We start from the raw sequence: 248 nt of genomic DNA on the forward strand, positions 1-248 counted from the left end.
TCTACATCCTTATCGCACCATTACTCAGCATTATCCCTCAACCATTCAGCGTTCGAGGGCTAATAACGCAGAACCTAATCGTAGTGTCGCCAATTCTACAGAGCAGCAATTAACGAGCAATCACGCGGCGCTTGATGAACAAGACAGTTTGCAAAATGGCTTAAAGGAAGTTAAAGACGGTTTTGAAGGTCAGTTACCTGCCAAAGGGCTAGAGCATTACCTGCAAGAACAAGAGAAAAATCTGATTA

General features: G+C 43.5%; 1 protein-coding gene. It reads left to right on the forward strand.

Annotation, left to right across the window (positions count from 1 at the left end; all coding sequences use genetic code 11):
• On the forward strand, positions 1-248 hold a 248-nt coding region (locus AAEZ06_RS27965; protein ID WP_350617427.1), incomplete at both ends, for a hypothetical protein.

Source organism: Pseudomonas sp. HY7a-MNA-CIBAN-0227 (assembly GCF_040310325.1).
Classification (GTDB): Bacteria; Pseudomonadota; Gammaproteobacteria; order Pseudomonadales; family Pseudomonadaceae; genus Aquipseudomonas.